The 17,699-nt window shown below is 55.0% G+C and carries 14 protein-coding genes; 6 read left to right on the top strand and 8 right to left on the bottom strand.

What is annotated here, in order from left to right; translation table 11 throughout:
• Positions 1 to 1,891 (top strand): non-homologous end-joining DNA ligase (gene ligD, locus VNX88_20635; GenBank protein HWY71086.1); only part of this gene is annotated, 1,891 nt, incomplete at its 5' end.
• A gap of 34 nt (positions 1,892 to 1,925) precedes the next feature.
• Here ligD and VNX88_20630 read toward each other — a convergent pair.
• The 3 genes from VNX88_20630 to VNX88_20620 form a co-directional block, all read right to left on the bottom strand.
• Positions 1,926 to 4,043 (bottom strand): VWA domain-containing protein, encoded by a 2,118-nt coding sequence (locus VNX88_20630; protein HWY71085.1) that lies wholly within the window; start codon positions 4,041 to 4,043, stop codon positions 1,926 to 1,928.
• 32 nt (positions 4,044 to 4,075) lie between these two features.
• A complete protein-coding gene (locus VNX88_20625) occupies positions 4,076 to 7,390 on the bottom strand; it encodes a TonB-dependent receptor (protein ID HWY71084.1) in 3,315 nt (1,104 codons plus the stop codon).
• 88 nt (positions 7,391 to 7,478) lie between these two features.
• Positions 7,479 to 8,249, bottom strand: coding sequence for a DUF5666 domain-containing protein (locus tag VNX88_20620; GenBank protein ID HWY71083.1), 771 nt, complete (start codon positions 8,247 to 8,249; stop codon positions 7,479 to 7,481).
• Positions 8,250 to 8,541: 292 nt separating this feature from the next.
• Here VNX88_20620 and VNX88_20615 point away from each other — a divergent pair, with 292 nt between their 5' ends.
• Both VNX88_20615 and VNX88_20610 read left to right on the top strand, forming a co-directional pair.
• Positions 8,542 to 10,176 (top strand): GAF domain-containing sensor histidine kinase, encoded by a 1,635-nt coding sequence (locus VNX88_20615; GenBank protein HWY71082.1) that lies wholly within the window; start codon positions 8,542 to 8,544, stop codon positions 10,174 to 10,176.
• Between the two features lie 32 nt (positions 10,177 to 10,208).
• Positions 10,209 to 10,874, top strand: coding sequence for a response regulator transcription factor (locus VNX88_20610; protein HWY71081.1), 666 nt, complete (start codon positions 10,209 to 10,211; stop codon positions 10,872 to 10,874).
• Positions 10,875 to 10,977: 103 nt separating this feature from the next.
• Here VNX88_20610 and VNX88_20605 read toward each other — a convergent pair whose 3' ends face one another.
• The gene (locus tag VNX88_20605) at positions 10,978 to 11,373 is read right to left on the bottom strand and encodes a metalloregulator ArsR/SmtB family transcription factor (protein ID HWY71080.1); all 396 of its coding nucleotides are present in this window, start codon (positions 11,371 to 11,373) and stop codon (positions 10,978 to 10,980) included.
• Between the two features lie 101 nt (positions 11,374 to 11,474).
• Between VNX88_20605 and VNX88_20600 the strand changes: the two genes are divergently transcribed.
• From VNX88_20600 to VNX88_20590, 3 genes are all read left to right on the top strand, one after another.
• Complete coding sequence (locus VNX88_20600) at positions 11,475 to 12,320, top strand: arsenite methyltransferase (GenBank protein ID HWY71079.1); 846 nt, start codon at positions 11,475 to 11,477, stop codon at positions 12,318 to 12,320.
• Between the two features lie 9 nt (positions 12,321 to 12,329).
• Complete coding sequence (locus VNX88_20595) at positions 12,330 to 12,821, top strand: arsenate reductase ArsC (GenBank protein ID HWY71078.1); 492 nt, start codon at positions 12,330 to 12,332, stop codon at positions 12,819 to 12,821.
• Between the two features lie 134 nt (positions 12,822 to 12,955).
• On the top strand, positions 12,956 to 14,461 hold the full coding sequence (locus VNX88_20590; protein ID HWY71077.1) for a glycoside hydrolase family 32 protein: 1,506 nt from the start codon (positions 12,956 to 12,958) through the stop codon (positions 14,459 to 14,461).
• A 16-nt stretch (positions 14,462 to 14,477) separates the two neighbouring features.
• Here VNX88_20590 and VNX88_20585 read toward each other — a convergent pair whose 3' ends face one another.
• From VNX88_20585 to VNX88_20570, 4 genes are all read right to left on the bottom strand, one after another.
• Positions 14,478 to 14,810, bottom strand: a complete 333-nt coding sequence (locus VNX88_20585) for an energy transducer TonB (protein ID HWY71076.1) — start codon at positions 14,808 to 14,810, stop codon at positions 14,478 to 14,480.
• Positions 14,811 to 15,045: 235 nt separating this feature from the next.
• The gene (locus VNX88_20580; GenBank protein HWY71075.1) at positions 15,046 to 15,651 is read right to left on the bottom strand and encodes a thioredoxin family protein; all 606 of its coding nucleotides are present in this window, start codon (positions 15,649 to 15,651) and stop codon (positions 15,046 to 15,048) included.
• Between the two features lie 10 nt (positions 15,652 to 15,661).
• Positions 15,662 to 16,561: a protein-disulfide reductase DsbD domain-containing protein gene (locus VNX88_20575; protein HWY71074.1), complete on the bottom strand. Its 900-nt coding sequence runs from the start codon at positions 16,559 to 16,561 to the stop codon at positions 15,662 to 15,664.
• 152 nt (positions 16,562 to 16,713) lie between these two features.
• Positions 16,714 to 17,685 (bottom strand): aldo/keto reductase, encoded by a 972-nt coding sequence (locus VNX88_20570; protein ID HWY71073.1) that lies wholly within the window; start codon positions 17,683 to 17,685, stop codon positions 16,714 to 16,716.
• Positions 17,686 to 17,699 lie beyond the last annotated feature (14 nt).

The raw sequence follows: 17,699 nt of genomic DNA, 5'->3' as shown, positions 1-17,699 counted from the left end.
ACACACTCCAGAGCCGCCACCAAAGCTCGATCCCAAAAAAGGATTTCGATTTGTAGTTCAAAAGCACCGAGCGTCCCGTCTGCACTATGACTTCCGTCTCGAAATGGAAGGCGTGCTCAAGTCCTGGGCTGTCCCAAAAGGCCCTTCACTCGATCCTGCGGATAAGCGACTGGCCATGCAAGTGGAGGATCATCCGGTTTCATATTTCCACTTCGAGGGGATTATTCCTCCCAATAACTACGGCGCCGGAAGCGTCATGGTTTGGGATACGGGGACATGGGAGCCGCTGAAAGAGGACTACACCGATCACACCAAGAATCGCGCTGACCGTGAAAAAGAAGCATTAACGATGCTCGCCAAGGGCGACTTGAAGTTTCGTCTGCATGGAGAAAAACTCAAGGGCGACTTTGTACTCGCAAAGATGCGCTCACGGCGCCCCGGCTCAAAAGGCAACGAGTGGTTACTGATCAAGAAGAAAGATGACCAGGCGAAACCGGGCTATGACATCGACAAGTTTGATTACTCCGTACTAACCCAGCGCTCGATGCCGGAGATCGCAGGCGACGCCGGCTCAGCAGAATGGCACAGCCGTCCCGCCTCGCTAGGAGGCTCCAGCGCGAAAAATGCCTGGTTGGCTGACTCGATTGCCAAGCACGACCGGCAAACCTCGCCTGAACCATCAACGGAGAAATCCTCCACCGCAAAATCCTCGAGTAGCCTCGCGCGAGCCACCTCCTCCAGCACTAAATCCACTTCAGCGAAAGAGACGAAGAGCGCAAAAACCCCGAAGAACGCGGCGAACGGCACGGGTTCTAAAAAAAAAGACTTAGCTCTCGATGAGGTGAAGGGTGCGGTAAAACAGCCAATGCCGCGCCAAATTCATCCCATGTTGGCAACGCTGGTGGACGAACCTTTCGACGACGCTGACTGGCTCTTCGAGATCAAGTGGGATGGCTATCGCTCCGTCGTCTTCTTCGGGGAAGACGGCAAACGATCAGTCCGGATGGTCTCACGCAATCAGAATGATCAGACCAAAGACTTTTCCGAGTTGCAATCGATCGCCGATCAACTCCAGTGCAGCAACTGCATTATTGACGGCGAAATTGTTGCGGCTGACGAGAGCGGACGCGCTTCGTTCAGCTTGATGCAGCAACGCAGCGGCCTCTCCGGCGATGGGAAACGCGGCTCGCCAGATCACAGCATCTTCATTCGCTACTACGCGTTCGATCTCCTTTACCTTGACGGATACTCGCTGATGAAAGTCGATCTTGAGGATCGCAAACAATTGCTCGCGCGAGTGGTTCAGCCTAATGAAAGGGTCAAGGTTTCAGAACATTTCGCAGGCAACGGCAAAGCGCTGCTCGAGGCAGCGCGGCAACAAGGCCTTGAGGGCATCGTCGCAAAACGGCGGAGAGGCTGCTACATCCAGAAGCGGAGCAGCGAATGGCTCAAAATCAAGATCACGCAGAGGCAAGAGTGCGTTATAGGCGGCTACACCGATCCGCGCGGCAGCCGCGAGAATTTTGGATCCGTCGTGCTTGGCCTCTATGATGAGAAGGAACTTTTGATTCCTGTCGGTCAGGCAGGCAGCGGGTTTACCCAGGCGTCCCATGCCCAAATGTGGGAGAAGCTGCGCAAGCTTGAAACAAAGGAGAATCCCTTTTTCGGCAAGATCGACAGCCCACGGAGCGTCCACTTTGTGAAGCCAAAGCTTGTAGCTGAAATCAAGTTCACAGAGTGGACGCACGAAACCGGCGAAGGGGGCATCAAGATGCGCGCTCCAGTCTACGAGGGACTGCGCACTGACAAGGATCCTCGGGAATGCCGATTCGAAGTAAAGAAATCAGCGCGTGAAGAAGTCGAGAAGGCAGAGAGCGGCGACGTCGCTTAACATTCTCATGTGGCACGCAAGTGATCGCGGTTCATCATTGACCCACATTCGCAGCCGTCACATTCGCGGGTTGCTTTACTAAAATCGAGAGCCGCGGAAACGAAAAGCTTCCACCAGCGTCGTCTATTACGTTCACTTGACAGGTATAAAGTCCGGGACGGAGCTGTGACAACGGCACATCCAACTGGAACACCGCAGCCTTCCGTTCCGGCGCGTTGATCTCGCGAGCCTCCACCAGCGGCGTTGAGTACGCCATAGCGTCGCCCTGAAGAAACTCTACATTGGTGAGTACGTGTACCGCATTCTTCGATGGCTTTTCCTGTTGTCCCTGAGCGTTCACAACCTGTTCGCGTTTCTCCTTCGCCGGATCGTACACCTCATATTGCATATACAAATGCTGATCAGGAGTGAAGACGTGTGTGATGTTCGGCACCAGCTCCTGCCCATCGCGGATCAGCGGATTCGGATTGTTTTTCTTTGGCGCCGCAGGAGTTCGCTGATTCGCCAGGACAATCGAACTCATCTTGAGTGGCGCCTTACGCAGGTCAGGAACGGTGACATCCGTCTCGAATGATCCCAGCTTGCCCGTCTGATTCTCACGGACGACGAACTTGATGTGGAACTTTCCCGGAGGCAGGACGAAGCCTGTGTTGTATTGAACGTTCTTGTGGCGCACCTGACGCGACTCGTCAACTGCCAGCTTCACCGTTTCCCGCGCATTGCCAATCGGATGTTTGAGCTCATCCTGCACTACGCCAATGATGTCAATCGTCGCGCGGTCCTTGTCCTTCTCGGTAACAAACGGGATTTGCGAACCGGGAATCACAATCGAGACCGGAATGTAGTAATGCGCTTCATCGATGCGGAAATAAGCCGCTGCCATGTAGACGGATACATCAACCTCGGGAAGCTCCGAGGCAATTTCGTCCAGCATCTGCTGTTCGCGGTCTTCTTTGTCGAAGTGCGCGTAGTCCTTGGGACCAAAATAGCCCTTGCGGTACTCGAGTTTCAGATCGGAACGATTCAGCACCACCTTTACGTGGCGGAATTTCCCGTTCATCTCAGGATTCGTACTGCGGTAGCCGATGACGTAGTAGGCAGAAGTATCCCGCTGCACGGCAGTGAATACTCCGCTCAGATCGTTCGAATCCAGGAACGCTTTGCCGCCGGTGTCGCCGGCTAAGGTTGTGAGCGTCTCCTGACTATCGGCATTGCTGCTGAATTGGTCGAGGACCGACTGACCTGAGTACGCAGAGCGTCCGCGCAGACTGGCACTTTGGGCCTCCCCGCCAGCGGCAAATGCCTGTAGACCCCGCACGTCCAGCGTGTACAACGCGACGTTCGCCTGGACCGCAGCGTTCGTGGCAGCTCGTAATTGAACTTGATTCTCAATTCCCGAGCGGCTCACACCATTGCTGAAGTAAATGATCGACTTCTTCTGGTCGATCTTCGAGAGTGCCTTGGCGACAGATTGAATCGCCTGCAGCTTGCGATCGGTATTGAACTGGTTGTACTCGGAATCGTCGGCAACGAAGGAACCGCCAGAATCAGGCGTGCCTTCTGCAGTGCCGGTATCGCCGGCCTGGAACCCCTGACCTTCACCGGAGGTATAGCCGCTCAGAACAGCCTTCAACCTGGTCTTGTCGTTTGTAAAGTCCTGATCGACTCGCATGGAGGATGCGAGAGAGATGGCAGCAACCAGATCCGCTGGAGCCATCTGTTTGTCGACATATTTCTGGGCAGCGGAGACTGCACGATCAATGTCGTCCGGTTCCATTGCGCTGAAGTCGAAGAAGAGAACAACCAGACGATGATTCTTGAGCTCCTCCTTGTTCACCGACGCATTGCTACCAATGATCTTCATCGGCGCAGCTATACCACTTACCGTCGGACCTGCTGAGCCCGCCAGCGCCAGCGCATCGACGTTTTCAAAATCAAAGCTCGAAATACGCTGCTGCTTGCCGTCCTCCAAAACGCTGAAGGCGTCCTGCGTAAGGCCTCGGACGAGATTTCCCTGCTTATCTCGAACCACGACATTCGTGAGCACAAGGTCGCTGGTGACGCGAATTCGATAATCACCTGGGGACGGCGCTTGAGGTTGAGCATCCTGCGGCATGAGAGAAGGCGTAGCGATGAATAGACTCAAGGTCAACGCAATGATCCGAGATGGAAACGACCGTCGCATCAGAACCTGAACCTCGCGCTGAGCGTCACACGCCGCATTGATCCAACGCTGATGACTTGGCCGTACGTCGGCGAATTTAGAACCGTATCGATGGTGGTGAACTGCGGACGGTTAAAGACATTGTTAGCCGCGAGACGCAGTTCAAGCGCGCGCGTGTCCTTAGCCAGCAACGTCTTGCTTACGGACATATCGAAAATAAGCTGTCCAGGTCCGCGAATACTGTTTCGCTGCGCGTTCCCGAACTGGCCCGACGGAGGCTGCACAAACGCTGCCGTATTGAACCAGCAATTAATCGTTCCCACAGAGAATCCATTGGGACAGGTCCCTACCGTCGAATCTCGGACTAGATCTGCGCGCAGCGTACCGTTTAGACCTTGGTTGATGTCCGAGGGAGCCCCGAGAAAGCGTGGTGTAAACGGCAACCCCGACGCGATCGTAAAATCACCGCTCCACGACCAATCGCCAAAGAATTCCTTCATTGCTCCCTGATTGTTTAGCCATTTCTTCCCGGTACCGAATGGAAGCTCGTAAACAAAGTTTCCAGTAAAGCGGTGGCGCTGGTCGAAGCTTGAAAGGCCGCGCTCAGCGGCAAGATCCTGATCGTTCTGCGCGACGACCACTGCGCCCCCGCCTATGCTGGAGGCGTTGTCGATGGACTTTGAGAAGATATACGTGCCTTGTGTGGAGATGCCATGACGCAGGCGTTTGCGTACACGAACACTGGCTGCATGCAGGATCGAATCTCCTTGTGAGGTCTCGAGAATAAAAGGTTGCACATCGGAAATTCGGAGCCCGCCGCTTGGCAAACGATTTGGCGCTCGTTGAATGTCGAGATCGGTGCCTTTGGAACCGTTGTATCCAATGTTGATTAGCAACGACGGCGTGAGTTCCTTCTGGATATCGAGGTTCCAAATCTGCACGTACCCGAGCTTGTAATTCTTGTCGACCGCGAAGTTGTTAGTCACCGTCGCAGTCGGAGGCGGAAATCCATTTTCCAGCGTGAGTGGCAAAGAGGGCGAAGCCACGTTAGTTGAAGTTAGGGCGAATGGAGGCTGAAACGCGAGACTCTGCACGATGCTACTGTATTGACCAGTGTTGTAGTTGACCCCATAGCCGCCGCGCACGACCATCATCTTTGACGCCTTCCAGGCGAAACCGACTCGTGGAGCGAAATTGTTGCGATCCGGCTCGACTACCGTTATGGGAAATCCCCCAGTGAATGGTCCTGATGTTCCGGGGAAAACTGGATTCACGGCAGTGATGGTGGAATTGATATCCAGGTTCACGAGTTGGTTATTGGCCTCACTGAATGGAGAGACGTACTCGTAGCGCAGTCCAAAATCGAAACTCAGACTGCTGGTAGCTCTCCAGTCGTCCTGGACAAACAGGTCCCATGAATTCTGGCGAAATTTGTAGGTAGTAGTTCCACCTTGGATCGACGTGAGTTGAGGCACGTCGAGCAGGAAGTCGGCAAAATCAAAGCTGCTGGTAAATTCACCGGTACCTGTAAACGTAAAAGTCCCGCGACCGTTCTGCACGGTACGAATGTCGTTGTAGATCCGCCGGAAATCTCCGCCAACGCGGACGTTGTGATTGCCATGGCGCCAGATCACGCTGTCAGACCAGGAGAAGGTCTGGTTGTTGCTCAACGTTGCACCCGTGTCGCGCGCACTTTGAAAGTTCGTAAAAGAAAGCACGGGCACCCCGAAGTCGAACGGATCCTGCGACGTCCCAGTAATGCCGGCAAGGCCAGCTACATTCACCTTGTCTTGATACAAATTGCTTAATTGCGTATGGCTGCGGTTGTAATTGAAATGCAGATTGTTAGTGAGCCGATTTCTGCTGACGACCCAGCCCGCGCCGGTGTTGATCCCTGAAGTCTCTGTCGTACCGAGCAGCGTGGGAAATGGGTTCGACACCTGATTGTGCGAGTCGCTGTAGTTGAAATTGAAATTGATGTTGTTGCGGGCACGTCTACGTCCGCCGCGTCCTCCCCCTCCGCCGCCTGCTCCGCCGAACGGCATGAAAGTAGCGCCTTCACCGAAGTTGTGGATCATACGAACCGCGATTTGATCGCTGTTTTGAGTGAGCGCGGTAACAAAGTGAAAGTTTCTCGTCGTTCCCGGTAGATTGGGCAGCGGAATGAACGGCAGCAACGCTTGCGCAGCCGGATCGATATTCGCGATCACATTGCCAGGAATCGGCTGATGCGTTTTTGGATCTACGAGCTGAGTGGCAATCGACGAGAAGTTGCCCTGACGTTCTGACAGCGTGGGAACGGTCGAGAACTGATCATAAGGATTTTCGTTCCTTCCGCCGGTCCAGTTGAGAAAAACAAACGTCTTGTCGTCCTTGACAATGTGCGGAATGTGGAGTGGCGAGCCGAGCGTAACGCCATAGCGATTCTGATCGTACTCGGGTTTTTGCTGCGGCCCGCCAAGCGGGTTCGTGCGACTGTTCAATGCGTAGGGAGCCGCATCGAAAATGGAATTGTCAGTGCTGTAGAAAATCGACCCGTGCGGCTGGTTGATGTTGAATCTGCCCATTCGTCCACCGAGGGTGAAGACTCCTGGTCCACCACCAAAGCCGCCGCCTCCGCCTGGCCCTCCACCACCGAGAATGACTGGGCCTCCCCCGCCACCTGGACCGCCTTCGCGTTGCACACGATCGCGGAACTCTTGAATTCGATCCTGAATCTCGTCTGGATTCATACCAAAGTTTTGCGCCTGCCCCATCGCTCCGGTAATCGAAACCGACTCAGTAGGAGCGTCGGTGCCCGCGCCATTCAGCGGCAGGGCGCGAGCGCTCTGAATAGAATTGTCGTTGTTGCCGCCCGATCCGGGAATCGCGCTCGTGTCCGATTCAGTAACCGCCAGGCTCTGCATGCCGCGGTTCGCCAACGCAGTTGCGATTTGTTGTTGAACAGCGCCGGCAGCCTGTTGCTGCTGCTGCGCGGCGAGGACTTGCGCCCGTGAAGCCAGCATGAGCTCCGCATCCACGGTCGACTGCGGTGTTTCTGGCGTAATTACTACTTCCTTCGTGGTCGGAGCAAAAGCGGCCTGCTCAACCTTGATCACATATCGGCCGCGCGAGGGCAAGTTGAGAGTGAAGGAGCCATCGATTGCAGTTGCCCCGGAAACCTTCTTCCCCGTCAACGTGTTGGCGGCGGTTACTGCGGCGCCTGGAAGGGGGGTTTTCCCCGATTTGACCGTGCCGCGTACGACGAATTGCGGAGGCGTCTGATCTGGCGAGGCTGCGCTGGGAACGCCAACCTTAGCAGGTGTCTCCCCTGGCGCTGCTTGAGTCTGAGACAAGCAAACAGCCGTCGCGCCAAGCGCAGCGATCAAGCAGACCGCGTTTCTTAGCGGTGCAAAGTAGGAGCCACGTATTTTCATCGACTATTTACTTGGGAACCTGCGCAGGAGCTTGCTGCTGGCCTGAGTCCGAGTGCTCTGGCGTTCCGCCTTGGCCTGATCCCCGACCGAACCCTCCGCCAAAGCCGATCATCCCACCGCGCTCTTTCATGCGGCGAACCATCTCGGGATCGAGGACACTGATACTCGCTGGAACGAAAACGCCATTCTTGAGTTCGCCCCGGGCAAGGACGGTGTCTCCGGCTTTGATGTCAGGCAGGGTAATGCTCTCGTTACGTCCACGTCTAAACGACGTGTTCTCATCGGCTTCGATCGTCTGTACCACGCCGTCCGTGCGATTGATGGTGAGTTTGGGAGCGTCGATCGCCTTCACTTCCCCGACCACCATGGTCTTCCCCATCGCCTCTTTCATGCGCTCTTGAATCTGGGCTTGCGATGGTGCGGAACCGACTGCAGTGGCTGTCCACGTGTTCTCGCCCGTCGATTCGCCGCGAACAAAGATGTGATCGCCTACCTTGAAATCGGACAACTTGGCATCTTGCTCGTCTTTCCGGAACCGAGTGCTAGCTGCGGTATTTACCGTGCCGATCGCTCCGTTTGGCAGCTTAATCTTCAAAATAGAACCGGTTATCTCGGTCACTTCTCCGAACGCCCCCCTGCGGAGGTCTCCGCCACCACCCTGACCACTCTGACGATGGGACCGCGGCGCGCCTTCTTGTGCCGCCTCTTGGGCAATGGAAGAACAAACAAACAAGGCAGATAGGATGGTGAGGAAAAAGAACTTAGCTAAGGTTTTCATTTTGTGAGCACCCGATTCGACTGTATTCAAAAGACGGAAAACCGAGGCACAAAGAAGCGCAGGGAGCGTGTAAAGTTTTGTGCGCGAGCGGTTGCCATTGTGCATTCGAGCAGCTCTCAATGCAAGTCAAAGCTGTCTTCGCTCGTATCGTGTTGGCTGAGCACCCTGAAAACACCTGCCTCAGATATTCCACGTATAATCAAAGCGTTAATAAGATTTGCTACTTCTAATGACAAAACCTTAGAAAGTCCGTTAAAATTAAGGTTAACTTGGCGAGTGGGAGTTAACTGGATTGAAACCACTTGCCGGCATCCCCGGGAGTTCGATTTTGTCGTCTGTCCTCTCACTCAAGGATAGTTCGCGCGAGCTGCTTGTCGAAATCCTAAGTACTCTCAGTCCTTATTACACCGACGTAAATGAAAAGTGGCGCGAGCAGGTTGCGGCCGAATTTGGCTTTGGAAGGCGCGAGCTCGGAGCTCTCGAACGGCTGAGCCTCAATACTTCCCACTCCTTTTTCTCTCATAACGATCTCCCAGGATTCTTCGAGAACGTTGACTACTTCGGCATGAGGCTGGCCAAGCTTCAGGTGGACACTCGTGCTGTAGCTCGGTCGCTCGAGATTTATCAAGAGCTTTGCGAACCTTACCTCAGTGGTCTGTTTGGGGCCAGGCTAAAGGAAGTCATTGCCACCCTTGATGTCCTGAAGTCGGCGACCTTCGTAACGGTTTCCGGCGCTTACTTCGACGCCAAGACGCGCGAGTTCGCGACACTTCTGCGGGTGCTGGATGCCGAACTTGCTTCCGGGCAGATCAGCGCCATGTTCGAAAAGGTGCTGGAGATTACCAGCGCAAATTTCGGCGCCTCCATGGCAGCCATTCTGTTGCGCAAGGCCGAAGGTGACGGGTTCAAATTGGAATGCTCCCTGGGTGTAGAGGGACTCGTCCCCGATGACACGGAATTCGAACTCGGGCAGGGGTTCTGCGGCAGCCTGGTTGCGACCGGCGAGCCGGACATGATCCTTGACGTAGGCAACGATCCTCGCATTCTCCATGACGGCATCAGAGAACGCGCGAAGTCGCTATGGGGCGTACCGCTCAAGTCCGGCAAGAATGTTATCGGAGCGATGGTGCTGGGCTTTGCCCGGCCGTATGAATGGTTGCCGAACGAGCGCGATCTGATGCGAGCAATCGCCGATCGGACTGTCATGGCCATCGAACGCGCCCAGTTAACCGAAGAACTCCGTGCGCGCGAGGCTCGCATCGCCGAACTCTCTGCTCACCTACTGGCAGCCCAAGAGGATGAACGCAAACGAATTAGCCGCGAACTGCATGACGAAACTGGCCAATCGCTAATGGTGATCCGGCTCTATCTCGGGATGCTTGAGGCACAACTTACCGGGCGCACTGCAAAAGGCAAAATTCGCGAGACCGTGTCGGTGGTAGATCGCACCATTGAAGGCATACGCCGCATCATTGCCCGTTTGTCGCCGCTCATGTTGCAAGAGCTGGGTCTCGTGGCTGCCATTCGCAGAGAGGCAAAAGATCTAGCTAAGGCTACGGGAGTAAAGGTCCGTGTTGCCATCAATGAGGATGTCGGTCGACTGGCTCCCGATATCGAAGCAGCCATCTATCGAGTCGTCCAGGAATCCCTGCACAATGTCGCAAAGCATGCGCAAGCTAAGTCGGCCTCGGTGCAGATGAGCCGCCACGAGAATAGCGTCTATGTGACGATCGAGGACGATGGCATAGGGATGCCGACAAGGGTTAATACTCCGCGAAGCCACTCGTTTGGCTTGGCGGGAATCAAAGAGAGAGTTGCTTCTCTGGATGGAGAGGTGCGTGTCCATTCCGAAAAAGGAAAGGGTACGCGGCTGGAAATCATGGTCCCAGCGAAGCAGTATCAAGAGGCGATGTCGCAGACGGCTTGAGGGTAAATACGTTCTACTAAACGGGTAATCGAATGCCGAAAATCAGATGTTTGTTAACCGACGATCACACACTCTTCCGCCAGGGAGTACGGCGGCTGCTGGAAACCGAATCGGACTTTGAAGTAGTGGGCGAAGCCGCCGACGCAGGCGAATCGGTCGAAAAATCCCGCGAACTGCGTCCGGATATCGTGCTCATGGATATCGGCATGCCTGGCCTGTCCTCGTTCGAAGCCGCCCGTCAGATTCGCAAGAATCGCCCCGAGACCAAGATTCTTTTCTTAACAATGTATGAGGATGAAGACTACCTCGTACAGTGCCTCGAGGTAGGAGCTGCCGGATATGTGCTGAAAGATACTCCAGCTCCGCAACTGCTTACCGCTGTCCGCGACGTCTATAAGGGCGGCAAGTACCTAAGCTCGCAAGTGCTCGGGAAGCTAGTTGAAGATTTCCGGTCGCGCGTGCGCGACACCCGCATGCGGCCGCGCATCTCGACGCTCACTCCGCGGGAGCGCGAAATCCTCAAGTTCCTGGCTGAGGGCAATTCCGTTAAAGAAATCGCTGTCATCCTCGGCTTGAGTGTGAAGACCGTCGAAGCCCACAAGTTCAACCTGATGCGCAAGCTCGACATTCACAACAAGGCACAACTCGTGACCTACGCCATCCAGAAGAAGATCATTAAGATTCCTGTAAACCAGTAGTCTCCTCCCAAGTGAAAAAGCCCCGCCTCGGCGGGGCTTTCTTTTTTGGCCAAATCATCCGGGAATCTCGGTTGCTCCAGTAAGGGCTGCGAGCATCGCGAGCTCAACCGGAGAGACTGCCAATCCTAGCCGGCAGTGGCGCTCCCAATACTTGCACAAGACTCTTCGGACCACAGCAGGCGCGCTGCAGACGCGCGCGATCCCGCTGCATGTCCTTGTCTTGCCGAAGCGCCTCGAGAGCGCTCTCCAGGATCGAACCCGCGTGCGCCTCCTGTGGAATGAGTAATCGATAGTGCATCCACTTCCCTTCCCGCCGCGCTCCCACAAGCCCGGCACGTCGCAGGTAAGCGAGATGCCGCGAAATCTTCGGCTGTGGTGCCGCAATTACCTCAGTGAAATAGCAGACGCACACCTCCTGCTCCACCATCAGGTTAATAATCCTCAACCTCGTTGGGTCCGCCAGAGCGCGGAATAACTGGTCTAGCGGCCCCCTTCGCATCGTCTCCTCACGCATGACAAGCATTATACATATACGCCTTGACAGATATATCGACTGGAGACTAGCTTATTCGTATTCGCTCATCCGAATGTGAGGGAAGCATGAGTACAGGAACAATCAAGGACGAAGTTCGGACGAAATATGGAGAAGTGGCGCGCCGTGTGGCGTCTGGAGAACCGGGGGGCTGCTGTGCGCCTTCTTGTTGCGGAACGCAAATCGATCCGATCACCCGAGATCTGTACGACGCTTCGCAAAAATTGTTGTTGCCCGATGCGGCCGTGAAAGCCTCGCTGGGGTGCGGAAACCCGACTGCACTCGCCGAATTGAGACCGGGCGAGACCGTGCTGGATCTGGGGTCCGGCGGCGGCATCGATGTGCTGCTATCTGCCAAACGAGTCGGCCCAACCGGAAAAGCCTATGGGCTCGACATGACGGACGATATGCTCGCTCTAGCTCGCGAGAACCAAAAAAATGCAGAGGTAACTAATGTCGAATTCCTGAAAGGGGAGATCGAGAATATTCCGCTGCCCAACTGTTCAGTAGACGTCATCATCTCGAATTGCGTCATCAATCTCTCCGCCGACAAAGATCGAGTCCTGCACGAAGCCTTTCGCGTATTGAAGCCCGGCGGACGGCTGGCTGTCTCGGACGTCGTTGTCCGCGGCGACGTTCCCGATGAAGTGCGAACAAGCATGTTGCTCTGGGTAGGCTGCATCGCCGGCGCGTTGCGCGACGACGATTACGTTGCCAAGCTCAAACAATCAGGGTTCGACTCAATCGAGATCGAACCAACTCGGGTTTACAACATCGAGGATGCACGCACATTTCTCAACACCGAAGGTGTGGACGTCGATGCGATTGCTTCCCAGGTTGAAGGAAAGTTCATCAGTGCTTTCGTGCGCGCGCAGAAGCCTGACTGTGGCTGTGGACCCAATTGCTGCCAATAAGAGCGCACTATGAAGAATCCTTACAACGTACTGTTTCTCTGCACGGGCAATTCCGCGCGCTCAATTATGGCGGAAGCCATTTTGCGCAGAAAAGGCGGGCCGCAATTCCGATCCTTCAGCGCCGGCAGTCATCCCGCAGGGCGCGTGCACCCCGAGGCATTGCGGCAGATCCAGCTGGCAAAGCTGCCCTCCGATGGCTTACGCAGCAAGAGCTGGGATGAGTTTGGCGGCCCGGAAGCTCCGAAGCTCGATTTTGTTTTCACCGTCTGTGATAACGCCGCCAAAGAGGTGTGCCCGATCTGGCCGGGTCAACCGATGACAGCACACTGGGGCGTTCCTGATCCAGCTTCGATTGCTGGAGCGCCGGAGCAAATCGCGCGAGCATTCCGCGATGCCTTCACGATGCTCGACCGTCGCATCAGCCTCTTTCTTTGCCTGCCGCTCGCCAGCCTCGATAGGTTAGCGCTGAAAAAAGAGATCGACCGGATCGGAAAAGAATGAAGACGCGTTTCCATCGTGTGGTAGCTTTGGCTCGCACCTGCGAGCTGGCAGTCGATAGTTTCAGTCGTTTTTTGAATGATCGAAACCTGAGCGCTGATTACTGACTGCTGCAGTTGCATCATCGAAAATTCGAAATGTTGGCTCAGCGGCTCAACAAAAGCTTCTTCACGTGCTCATTTATCCTGGTCTTGGCGTTCCCCGCCGCTCAGACGCGCTATCAGGAGCGCTATCGTCCACAGGTGCACTTCTCTCCGCGCGAACATTGGACCAACGATCCCAATGGCCTCGTCTACTTTCACGGTGAATACCACCTTTTCTTTCAATTCAATCCCTTCGGCGACGAATGGGGACACATGAGTTGGGGACATGCCGTCAGTACCGACTTGCTTCGTTGGCGCGAGCTTCCGGTCGCCATTCCCGAACTGGGCAACGAAATGGTTTTTACCGGGAGCGTGGTGGTGGACAATAGGAACACCACCGGCTTTTGCCCTCCCGGCAAAGAGTGCCTGGTTGCCATCTATACCGGGCACTATTCCCCGGGCAAAGTACGCCAGACTCAGAACCTCGCGTATAGCGTTGACGATGGCAGAACCTGGACACGGTATGCGCAAAACCCGGTGCTCGATCTCCATATGGCCGACTTCCGGGATCCCAGCGTTTCCTGGGATGAAAAAGAAGGTCATTGGCTGATGGCGGTTTCTTTGCCGAAGGAGCACAAGGTTCGCTTTTATGCCTCGCTTGATCTGAAAAAGTGGACGCAACTCAGCGACTTTGGACCCGCCGGCGATATGGATGGAGACTGGGAATGTCCAGACCTACTTCGCGTTCCCGCCGAGAGCGCATCGAGCGATACATGGGTATTAAAGGTCGGACTGAATCCGGGCGCACCTCAGGGCGGTTCAGGCGAGCAATATTTTCTGGGCGACTTTGATGGAAAACGCTTTGTTCCCTCCGGCGAGAAGGGTTCTCACGGATGGACCAATTATGGTAAGGACGACTACTGCGCAATTAGCTTCAACAATCTACCTCGCGGCGAGAGGCCGGTATTGATTGGCTGGATGAATAATTGGCAATACGCGGCAAAATTGCCGCCCTCGCCATGGCGGGGGCAGATGAGCCTTCCCCGCCGACTCTCATTGCTGAAGGATCAGGCAGGACTGGCTCTCAGGCAGCAACCGATAACTGCTCCGCTCCGCACCGAGCACAAAGCGATTCGGCCTACCCAGAGCACTGAGATAAGCGCCGCGCAGGAACCACCGTTTGAGCTGGACTTACAATTTGGACAGCCGTCCGAGCAGGTGTTCGGCATTCGTCTCTACACCGACGAGAAGCATTGGACCGAGATCGGATTCGATCGCGCAAAGCGAGAGTTCTACACCGATCGCAGACAATCGGGCATAGAAATTACTCCAGACTTCCCGACGAAGACGGTCGCTCCTCTGGCCGAAAGCCGTCCTTACGATCTCCAGGTGATTGTCGACCGGTCGTCGATAGAGGCCTACGCGCAGGACGGAACAATCGCTATGACGAACCTTGTATTTCCTGCTTCCAGTAGCAACAGAGTTGCGCTCTTCTCAATCAGTGGAAAGCCCGTCGCGGTAACCGGTGAGATCTGGAAGCTTCGCACGATCTGGAAGTGAGAGCCAGAACAACGTACTACTTCACCGACACGCCGGCTGACTGAGAGTCGAAGGTTATCTCGACCGGCACATTAGTCTCTTGCGATGCAGGAGCATACTTCCACTTCTTGACCGCGTTGCACGCAACCTCCGCCAACACAGGATTGCCCCCGTCGATCGTCGTCTTCTTGACCGTGCCGTCAGGCGCCACAAGAGCGTTCAATTTAACGGTTCCACCGATTTTTAGTTTTTTCAGAATTGCGGGATACTCCGGCAAACTCTGCTTCAGTGGTTGCCGCTCCGCCGTTTCCGCGGCCGCTGTGCAACCCAGCGCGAAGAATAGCGCGATGATTTGTAGTCCCTTGTTCATAGCTAACTCTGGTCCGGCCGAATTTTGATGTTTCCGCATCAATTTGCCATCTTCCGGACGCGGCTCTTGCTGTCTATGCCGCTAAGAGTAGGGCGATAGTGACGATAGGTCAATGTACGTGGGTAATCGCGCATTTCGAGCAGCGGTAACCAATGCCGAAACGCTTGAAAACACAAATAGATAGCGGGATGCGCCAAGGCTGCATCCCGCCACATTCCCTGAATGGAATTCTCGACTAATTCGCGTATTTTACTGAACAGCCGTACGGACGCGTAGTCGCCACCGCCACTGGCTGTCCCGCTTTGGCTTCTTGCAAGGCCTCAGAGACATAGTTCTTCGAGCCATTGATGTCCGAGGCGTCGCTCGTTGCCTTGTCGTCGATCGCGCCGTTGTAGATCAATTGGCCCTGCGGATTGATGATGAACATGTGCGGCGTGGTCTTCGCATCGTAAAGATGGCCGATTTCGCCCTTGGGATCGAGCAGGGCGGCGGTTGGAACGGCATGCACCTTTTGCATGTATCCGTTCTCCTGGTCGGCGGTCACATATCCCTGAGCGCCGGGAGCAGACGAAATGACCGTGAACCAGACTACGCCCTTGTCGGTCCACTCCTTCTGCAGTCGTTGCATGTTGCCACTCTCATAATGCTTCTTCGTGAACGGGCATCCGTTGTTGTGCCATTCCAGGACAACGAACTTGCCCTTGTAGTCAGAAAGTTTGTGTGTTTGTCCGTGGCTGTCTGTGCCTGTAAAGTCTGGCGCCTGGTCACCAACCTTGACTGCGAACGCAGCGATGGTGAACAAAGCCAAAATGGAGATTACTGAAGTGCGAATCTGCTTCATATTCACTCCTTTAATTGCTCGTTGGAGCCTGGACTTTCTGCGAAATTGCTTTCTTAGAACTGCCTTTTGCGCCCGAATTCTTCGATGCCGTGACCGGAATGTTTACCTCATATGCCTTGTCCTTCGTGATTAGTAGACCGCGTAAGGTCGAAATCGGCTGAGTGAGTTGTTCCGATTTCTTTAACCGCAAGCGTGATGTGCCGACAACATGCTGCACCGCGGGTAGACTGGCGTTCTCGATCGTCTGCGCCTCCGCTGGAATGAAGTCCGTCACTGGGCCGAAATTCTTGTTCTTACTAGCCACTGTCAAAACGAATGAATCCTGATCCGATACCGCCGAGGCATGCACATCTTTCGGCAAAGACTGCGGCAGATTTGCGGTGGCTGTTCGAACCAATCCGGCCTCTGATGACTCTTTTTTGTTTCCATCCAGCGGTAGTGTCACAGCAAGGTGCTCTTTGGCTGGCACGCAAACCTCACGACACACCAGATACCTGACGTCGGCAGCGATCTCGGCTTTCTTAGACGTAACACTTGCAGGCACGGTGACCTTGGAAAGCAGGACAACATGTCCCTGATATCCGTAATCCATTAACCCGTGATCGGCGATTCGCTGGGGAGCTGGAAACTGCAGATCGCCGGCTTCGACTCCACTGGGAAGGTGCCAGCTGACTTTTGGCGGCTCTCCAGAGTCCCCCGGGTTTGTCCAGTAGATGTGCCAGCCGGGTTCCAACTCGAATCTTAAGCCAATCCAGTGCGAGTTACCGGGCGCAAGGGAAGCCTTATCGGAGACCAAAGAGAGCCTCGCATGCTGCTTTGCGGCCTGCGAATATGCACTCGAAATGCCGCAAAACGCCACCAGAAGTGCCGCGATTCTGCACCCGAGTGCCCTTAATGTGCCTTGATCCATACGCCCCAACGCACAGATTTTAAGCCAAAATCACCGCTCAATACTGCCTCGGAGGCATTTCATTGGTTGGAAACTGCCCAAATTCACGAAAGTGAAAACTATGTCTGTCGGCTTAACCTCGACGAGGGCGGCTGTCCACAAAGCTGGTCAACCTACGCAGCCCAGGTTCTCGGCCGACGGTCCCAGCGATGTTTTCGGAGTTCTTGCACCAAATCCGCTGACAGTGGACCTTTGTCGCTGTATGCAAGGTTTTGCTGAACGTGGTCCGGCTTGCGCATTCCCGGGATCGTTGTACTCACGTCTGGATTCGAAAGAATGAAGCGAAATGCCATTTCGGGAAGGCTCATTCCAGATGGCAGGATCTGCTTGAGCTTCTCGACGCGATCGATAGTTGGTCCCAGATTGTCCGGGCCGAAATAATTCGCGCGCCAATCTCCGGAAGGGAACCTTGTTTCCGCCGTAAGCTTGCCTCCGAGGCTGCCTTCATCAAGCGGAACCCGGGCGATTACGCCGACGTTCAGCTCGCGGCAGGCGGGAAACAATTCGTCTTCCGGCGCCTGATCGAAGATGTTGTAGATCACTTGCACAGAATCTACCAAGCCTGTGTGAATGGCCTTAAGGCCGTTCTCCGGTTGCCACCGGTTCAGACTGAGTCCAAAGGCTTCGATGAAGTTCTTGCTCTTGAGTTCTTCGACCGTAGAGCGGAACTCAGGTTCTTCAGTCCAGCTATCGTCCCAGACGTGGAACTGAAGCAGATCGATGCGATCGACTCCGAGAGCCTTGCGGATCTTTTCTGCGTGCCTCATCACATGGTTGCGTGGGAATACCTCGGAGTACTTGTAGTCAGGCGAGGCTGGCCACTTAAGATTCTTAGGTGGGACCTTCGAGGCAACGTAAAGTCTCTTGTCGGGATTCTGCTTCAGAATTTGCCCGATCAATTCGTCGCTGTGACCTGAGCCATAGGCCCAGGCTGTATCGAAGAAGTTGCAGCCGAGCTCGACGGATAGCTGAAGCGACTGAAGGGACTGCTCATCTTCCGATCCGGTCCAGCCACCCATTCCCCATAGCCCGTGTCCAATTTCACTCACGTTGAATCCGGTGCGACCCAGCTTGCGGAACTTCATGTCTAATTCGATCT

The sequence above is a fragment of the Terriglobales bacterium genome (assembly GCA_035567895.1).
In the GTDB taxonomy this organism is placed as follows: domain Bacteria; phylum Acidobacteriota; class Terriglobia; order Terriglobales; family Acidobacteriaceae; genus Gp1-AA112.
Note: the sequence above shows the minus strand (reverse complement) of the source record. Positions and strands in the feature narration are given on the sequence as shown.

Bases quoted from the DNA above. Each gene is read 5' to 3' on its own strand.
- VNX88_20620 (HWY71083.1), bottom strand. From the start codon at position 8,249: ATGAAAACCTTAGCTAAGTTCTTTTTCCTCACCATCCTATCTGCCTTG.
- VNX88_20610 (HWY71081.1), top strand. From the start codon at position 10,209: ATGCCGAAAATCAGATGTTTGTTAACCGACGATCACACACTCTTCCGC.
- VNX88_20605 (HWY71080.1), bottom strand. From the start codon at position 11,373: ATGCGAAGGGGGCCGCTAGACCAGTTATTCCGCGCTCTGGCGGACCCA.
- VNX88_20600 (HWY71079.1), top strand. From the start codon at position 11,475: ATGAGTACAGGAACAATCAAGGACGAAGTTCGGACGAAATATGGAGAA.
- VNX88_20595 (HWY71078.1), top strand. From the start codon at position 12,330: ATGAAGAATCCTTACAACGTACTGTTTCTCTGCACGGGCAATTCCGCG.
- VNX88_20590 (HWY71077.1), top strand. From the start codon at position 12,956: ATGTTGGCTCAGCGGCTCAACAAAAGCTTCTTCACGTGCTCATTTATC.
- VNX88_20585 (HWY71076.1), bottom strand. From the start codon at position 14,810: ATGAACAAGGGACTACAAATCATCGCGCTATTCTTCGCGCTGGGTTGC.
- VNX88_20580 (HWY71075.1), bottom strand. From the start codon at position 15,651: ATGAAGCAGATTCGCACTTCAGTAATCTCCATTTTGGCTTTGTTCACC.
- VNX88_20575 (HWY71074.1), bottom strand. From the start codon at position 16,561: ATGGATCAAGGCACATTAAGGGCACTCGGGTGCAGAATCGCGGCACTT.
- VNX88_20570 (HWY71073.1), bottom strand. From the start codon at position 17,685: ATGAAGTTCCGCAAGCTGGGTCGCACCGGATTCAACGTGAGTGAAATT.